The sequence below is a fragment of the Synechococcus sp. R55.3 genome (assembly GCF_047461975.1).
Taxonomy (GTDB): domain Bacteria; phylum Cyanobacteriota; class Cyanobacteriia; order Thermostichales; family Thermostichaceae; genus Thermostichus.
Genome location: NZ_JANSIG010000129.1, coordinates 1 through 5,001, shown reverse-complemented (window position 1 = coordinate 5,001; position 5,001 = coordinate 1). Strand labels below are relative to the sequence as shown.

The window sequence follows — 5,001 nt, the reverse complement described above, 5'->3', positions numbered from 1 at the left end:
GTAGTAATCCGTACTGAACATATTATACATTATTTTCAGTATAGTTGAGCTTATTATTGACTAGAGTCATGCTCTCACAAAACCGTAGGCAAACTAACCTCAGCCCTGCCGGAAGCAGGCTATGACCCTTTCGCAGGTTGATTACCCTCTGGGGATCCCTGCCACTCGAGGTGGAACGCTTTACTGACAGACTTTGCCCTGCTGGTCGGCAGAAGGGCTGTCAGAGTTCTTGTTGGTTAGCTTACCACCCCCCGGCCCAAACTCAGCCCGGCAAGCCTTGAGAGTCGGAGGAGAGCGACATTCCGCCTGTTAGAGCTGGTCAATCTCCTTGCGCAAATTTTCCAACTCCAGATCGACCTCGCTCTCACCTGCGGTGGAAGGTCGGCCTGAGGACTTCGCCTCCCCAGAGGGCAACTGACCCTGAATCGACGCCTTGAGCATCAGCAGCTCATGATCCACATCCGAGCCACCCGCCTCCAAAGCGGCAAACTGGTTTTCCAAATTGTCCACCGCCAGCTCGGCTACTGCCGCCGACTGGGCCTCCAGGGAGTTCACCTTCTCCTCCATACGCTCAAAAGCAGCAAAGGCGCTTGTGGCGTCCACCCGCCCGATAACCTGATTGATTTGCTGGGAAGCCTTGGCGGCGCGGGCGCGAGCGATGAGCATGTCCTTTTTGGTCTTGGCCTCAGCGATCTTGCTCTCCAGCTTGGTCATGTTGGACTTCAGGATCTCCACCTGCTTAGTCTGCTCATCCAACTGCCGCTTCAGGCTTTGGGCAGTCTCGGCAAAGGTTTTCTTGCGCACCAGCGCTTCCCGAGCCAAAGCTTCGTTGTTGTTGCGTAGGGCCAACTCGGCGCGTCTTTGCCACTCGTCAACACTCTGCTGTGCTTGCTCATACTGCCGCTCTATCCGCTTCTGGGCAGCAATGGCCTGGGCAACCGCTTGCCGCATCTGGTAGTGATCCTCAGACATGTCCTGAATGGTCTGGTTCAGGATTTTCTCCGGATCCTCGGCGCTGCTGACCAGCGCATTGATATTGGATCTAATGATTCGGCTGACCCGATCGAACAATCCCATCGGTTGCTTCCCCCTCTAGCGGTCTGACCTAATCCTACCCTTGCTGCTTTGATGCCTTCCAGTGCTTCTACTCCAGTATAGGGATCCATAGGGCTCCGCTGAAAAAAGCTGTAACGTTCTCTTGCCCCAATACCCTCCAGAGCCGATAATGCTTGCTTAACTTCGTTTGCTGACCGACAATCCCTGTTCTCTGATCGGGGCCATCCGCAGGTCGAAACGAAGTTGAGTTTGGCCGGTGTTGTTGGGAGTTCTCCGCCCCAGGTTCACGATTCAGGAGAGGGATCCGTGGCTCAGCGCCCGATTATTCTGGGTATTGTTGGTGATAGTGCTGCTGGAAAAACCACCCTCACCCGCGGCATTGCCCAAGTCTTGGGGGAAGAAAACGTCACTGTCATCTGCACCGACGACTACCACCGCTACGACCGCAAACAACGCGCTGAACTGGGGATTACAGCCCTCCATCCCGACTGCAACTACCTGGATATCGTTCAGCAGCACCTGACGCTCCTGCGCACCGGCCAGCCGATCCTAAAGCCCGTCTACAACCACAGCACCGGCACCTTTGACCCGCCAGAGTATGTCAAGCCCAACAAATACGTGATTGTCGAAGGGCTGCTGGGCTACTTTACCCGTGGTATGCGGGATAGCTACGATGTCAAGGTTTATTTGGCCCCTCCCGAACATCTACGCGCCCTCTGGAAGATTAAGCGGGACACCCGCAAGCGCGGATATACCGAAGAGCAAGTGCGAGAAGAGCTCAAAAAGCGCGAACCCGACTCAGAGGCTTTTATTCGTCCACAGCGCCAATGGGCCGATGTAGTGGTCACCTTTTACCCGCCCCAAGAGGGATCCGACCAAGACGAGGTATTGCTGAATGCACGCTTGGTGCTGCGCCCCACCATTCCTCACCCAGATTTTTGGCAAATCCTCAATGCCCGCGACAATCACCTTAGCTCTGCCATTCGTTTGGATTTGGATCGGGATATGGGCAAGCCCGTCGATGTTTTGCAGATTGATGCCCATGCTACGGCCAGCCAAGTGATCGAATTGGAGCGGATGCTCTGCAACGAAATCCCTTACCTGGGCAAGTTCTGTAGCTTAGAGGGAAACCCCAACATCGGCCAGTTGATCGGCACCACCGGCGAGCTGCTCCAGAGCTGTCCCCTGGCTTTGACTCAGTTGCTGATCACCTACCACATGCTAAAAGCGGCCAACATCTACCAGTAGAATCCGTGGCGGTGAGGGATCCCCAGTTTCGCAAGACCTGCAGGGTAAGGCTCGGCCCAGCACGGTAACCCGCTCCCAGAGCAGAGTCTTGTGAGCTTCTGTCAAGGACATGGGCTGTGCTGGAATTGAACCAGCGGCTCCCACCGTGTCAAGGTGGTACTCTACCACTGAGTTAACAGCCCCTACGAGCGATGCCGCTGTGCATCTGCCTGAAGGCCGGAAACAAATAATATCACATCTTAACCTGTCCCATTGGGGTCAACCTAGGTGGAGAGTGGACAGGTGCCCTATTTCAAATCAAAAAGGGGATCCGGTCAGCAACTGGTAGTGCAACACCTGGGGTGGGCGAGCAAAGTAGGGCCCGATGAGGGCACGCCAGCGGACAAAGTTTTCCGATTGGCGAAAGTTGACCAGATGGGCCTCTAGGGATCCCCACTGAACGAGCAGTAGGTATTGCTGAGGGTGCTCCAGACAGCGCTGCAGTTGGTGCCCTTGGTAGCCGTCGGTCTGCTGCAAATAGATGAAAGCTTGAGCGATGGCGGCTTCAAAGGCGGCTTCAGAGCCGGGGGTAATTTCAAACTGAGCCACCTCAAGGATGGAGGAAGCAGTCATGGGTTAGGTATGCAGGCCGCATTCGGTTTTGCTTGTGCCCTTCCAGCGTCCAGAGCGGGGATCCGCCCCTGGCTCAACAGGCGCAGTGCAGTGGAGGCAGCCGATACTGGGGTAGTGGCGATCGTGCAGGGGGTTGTAAGGGATCCCGTGGTCAAGGATGTATTTCCAAACTTGGCCATTTGTCCAGTCAGCCAGCGGGTTGAGTTTGAGGCGGTTGCGCTTGCCGTCCCACTGCACCTTGCCGATATCGGCGCGGGTGGGGGATTGTTCCCGACGCATCCCTGTAATCCAAGTGGTGCAACCGGCCAGAGCACGATTCAAGGGCTCCACCTTGCGGATGTTGCAGCAGAGGTCGGGGTTAGAGCGATACAGTTCTGGCCCGTATTGAGCTGCTTGCTCTTCCGGGGTAAGCAAGGGCTTGAAGATCTGCAGTTGCAAGTGGGGGTAGCGCGCCAACACCTGCTCCCGCAGTTGTAGGGTTTCCGGGAAGTGAAAATCGGTGTCCAGAAAAAAAGCGCGAACACGGGGGTTAATCGCCGTGAGCAGATCGATCAGCACTAGGTCTTCCGGGCCAAAGCTACAGGCCAGCACCAGCCCATCTCCAAATTCTTCAACCGCCCAGGTGAGCAGGTCGCTTGCCGACAAAGGCTCAAACCGTTCGCTCAGGGACGCCACTTGAGGTTGATACTGCTCCCGCAGCGCTTGAGCCGCCAGCTCCCAGCGGCTAGAAGGAGAAAGGCTTGCTGTCATAGGGGGAAGACACCGAACTCGACGATTTTTGCTTTTTTTAATCTACACTAATTCGGTCAAGCTTTAGGGGTTTTGATTACCAGGCGGCAGCGGGCAGAGGGAGAGAGCGGGATCCCTTGGCCCGGAGAGGGATTTGTCCCCAGCGATCCCGTCGGATCCCCATTACCAAGCCGTGCCAGAGGGGGCTGGGATCCAATGCCGGCAACTTAACCCAGTGGTAGCGCAACACCCCTCGCCGTGGGTTCACCTCCAGCTCAAACACCCGCAGAGCCGAAACCGGCCCCACCAGAGGAGGTGCTGTCAGGTAGGGGATCCCATCGCGGACATACACCTTCGGCACATGCAGATGCCCACTCAACACCGCCACCACTCGCCCGTGGCGGGCCAGGAGAGCGTGTAGTGCCGAGGCTGGTTCGCTGAGGAGCCGGTACTTGCGAAACAAAACCGCGTCCATTTGGGTGGGAGCAATGAAGGGCGGCTGATGGATCAGCAGGATCAGCCATTCTTCCGGCACCGTTTGCAGATGTTCGTCCAGCCAGTGCAGTTGGGAGGGGCGGAGCACGCCCTGAGGCAAAGGGAAGCGTCCCAGGCTGGCGTCGAGGGCAATCAAGCGGATCCCGGGCAGAGGGGAAAGGCTGTAATCGACGTAACCGGTGGGAGCCGGGGACAGGGGAAATTGGCTTTGGCACCAACGGATAAACTGATCCCGGTTGAAGCGTCCCTTTCTCCCTAGGGTGTCGATATCGTGGTTGCCCAGGCTGAGGTAATAGGGCACCCGCAGTTGGGCAACAATCTCCTGGAAAGATTGAAAGCTCTCCGGATCCGCTTGATCCACCAAATCCCCGGTAAACACCACGAAGTGCAGATCGGGCACCTGGTTGAGATGGGCAACGGCTGCTTCCAACTGGCGGCGAGGGGAATCCGACATCCACCAACAGCGGCACCCTGTCTCGGGCATCAGGTGGACATCTGAGACTTGAGCAAAGCAAATGCGTTGGGTTGCCATCGTTTAGGTACTTATTCACACCTCACGCCCGCATCATAGTCAATGATGGGCTGGGGGGCTATGGGATTCTCTTAACCTCAGCCGGATCTGGCGAGCACCTATTGGGAACTGAGGACAGGTAGGGCTATGAAAGGGGCGCGCAGACCGGTCAAATCCATCTGAGAGGGTTTCCCGGGCTCTCACCCCCAGCCTCTGTTCCAAAGGGAGAGGGGAGTGTTGCCGTGATTTGGAATGGCTACAGACGCAAATGAGTCTGATTCTTGTTTCAGCATCGTTGCCGAGCAACCGCTAGGGTGTAGAGACGCGGATCTTCGACAAGAGGATCCCTA

At 56.7% G+C, this 5,001-nt stretch carries 5 protein-coding genes and 1 tRNA gene; 1 reads left to right on the top strand and 5 read right to left on the bottom strand.

Annotated elements, in window-relative coordinates; genetic code table 11:
- Nucleotides 1-309: 309 nt before the first annotated feature.
- A complete protein-coding gene (locus tag NW849_RS13870) occupies nt 310-1,077 on the bottom strand; it encodes a PspA/IM30 family protein (protein WP_414358372.1) in 768 nt (255 codons plus the stop codon).
- A gap of 285 nt (nt 1,078-1,362) precedes the next feature.
- Between NW849_RS13870 and NW849_RS13865 the strand changes: the two genes are divergently transcribed.
- Nucleotides 1,363-2,304: a phosphoribulokinase gene (locus NW849_RS13865; RefSeq protein ID WP_414358370.1), complete on the top strand. Its 942-nt coding sequence runs from the start codon at nt 1,363-1,365 to the stop codon at nt 2,302-2,304.
- A 110-nt stretch (nt 2,305-2,414) separates the two neighbouring features.
- Here the strand turns inward: NW849_RS13865 and NW849_RS13860 are convergent.
- From NW849_RS13860 to NW849_RS13845, 4 genes are all read right to left on the bottom strand, one after another.
- Nucleotides 2,415-2,486: transfer RNA gene (locus NW849_RS13860), tRNA-Val, on the bottom strand.
- A 115-nt stretch (nt 2,487-2,601) separates the two neighbouring features.
- A complete protein-coding gene (locus tag NW849_RS13855; RefSeq protein ID WP_414344235.1) occupies nt 2,602-2,916 on the bottom strand; it encodes an antibiotic biosynthesis monooxygenase family protein in 315 nt (104 codons plus the stop codon).
- A gap of 3 nt (nt 2,917-2,919) precedes the next feature.
- Nucleotides 2,920-3,666, bottom strand: a complete 747-nt coding sequence (locus NW849_RS13850; RefSeq protein WP_011432094.1) for a phosphoadenylyl-sulfate reductase — start codon at nt 3,664-3,666, stop codon at nt 2,920-2,922.
- Between the two features lie 76 nt (nt 3,667-3,742).
- Nucleotides 3,743-4,672: a metallophosphoesterase family protein gene (locus NW849_RS13845; RefSeq protein ID WP_414344230.1), complete on the bottom strand. Its 930-nt coding sequence runs from the start codon at nt 4,670-4,672 to the stop codon at nt 3,743-3,745.
- Nucleotides 4,673-5,001: the final 329 nt, after the last annotated feature.

Coding starts and splice junctions, on each gene's coding strand:
- NW849_RS13870 (WP_414358372.1), bottom strand. CDS start 1,077: ATGGGATTGTTCGATCGGGTCAGCCGAATCATTAGATCCAATATCAAT.
- NW849_RS13855 (WP_414344235.1), bottom strand. CDS start 2,916: ATGACTGCTTCCTCCATCCTTGAGGTGGCTCAGTTTGAAATTACCCCC.
- NW849_RS13850 (WP_011432094.1), bottom strand. CDS start 3,666: ATGACAGCAAGCCTTTCTCCTTCTAGCCGCTGGGAGCTGGCGGCTCAA.
- NW849_RS13845 (WP_414344230.1), bottom strand. CDS start 4,672: ATGGCAACCCAACGCATTTGCTTTGCTCAAGTCTCAGATGTCCACCTG.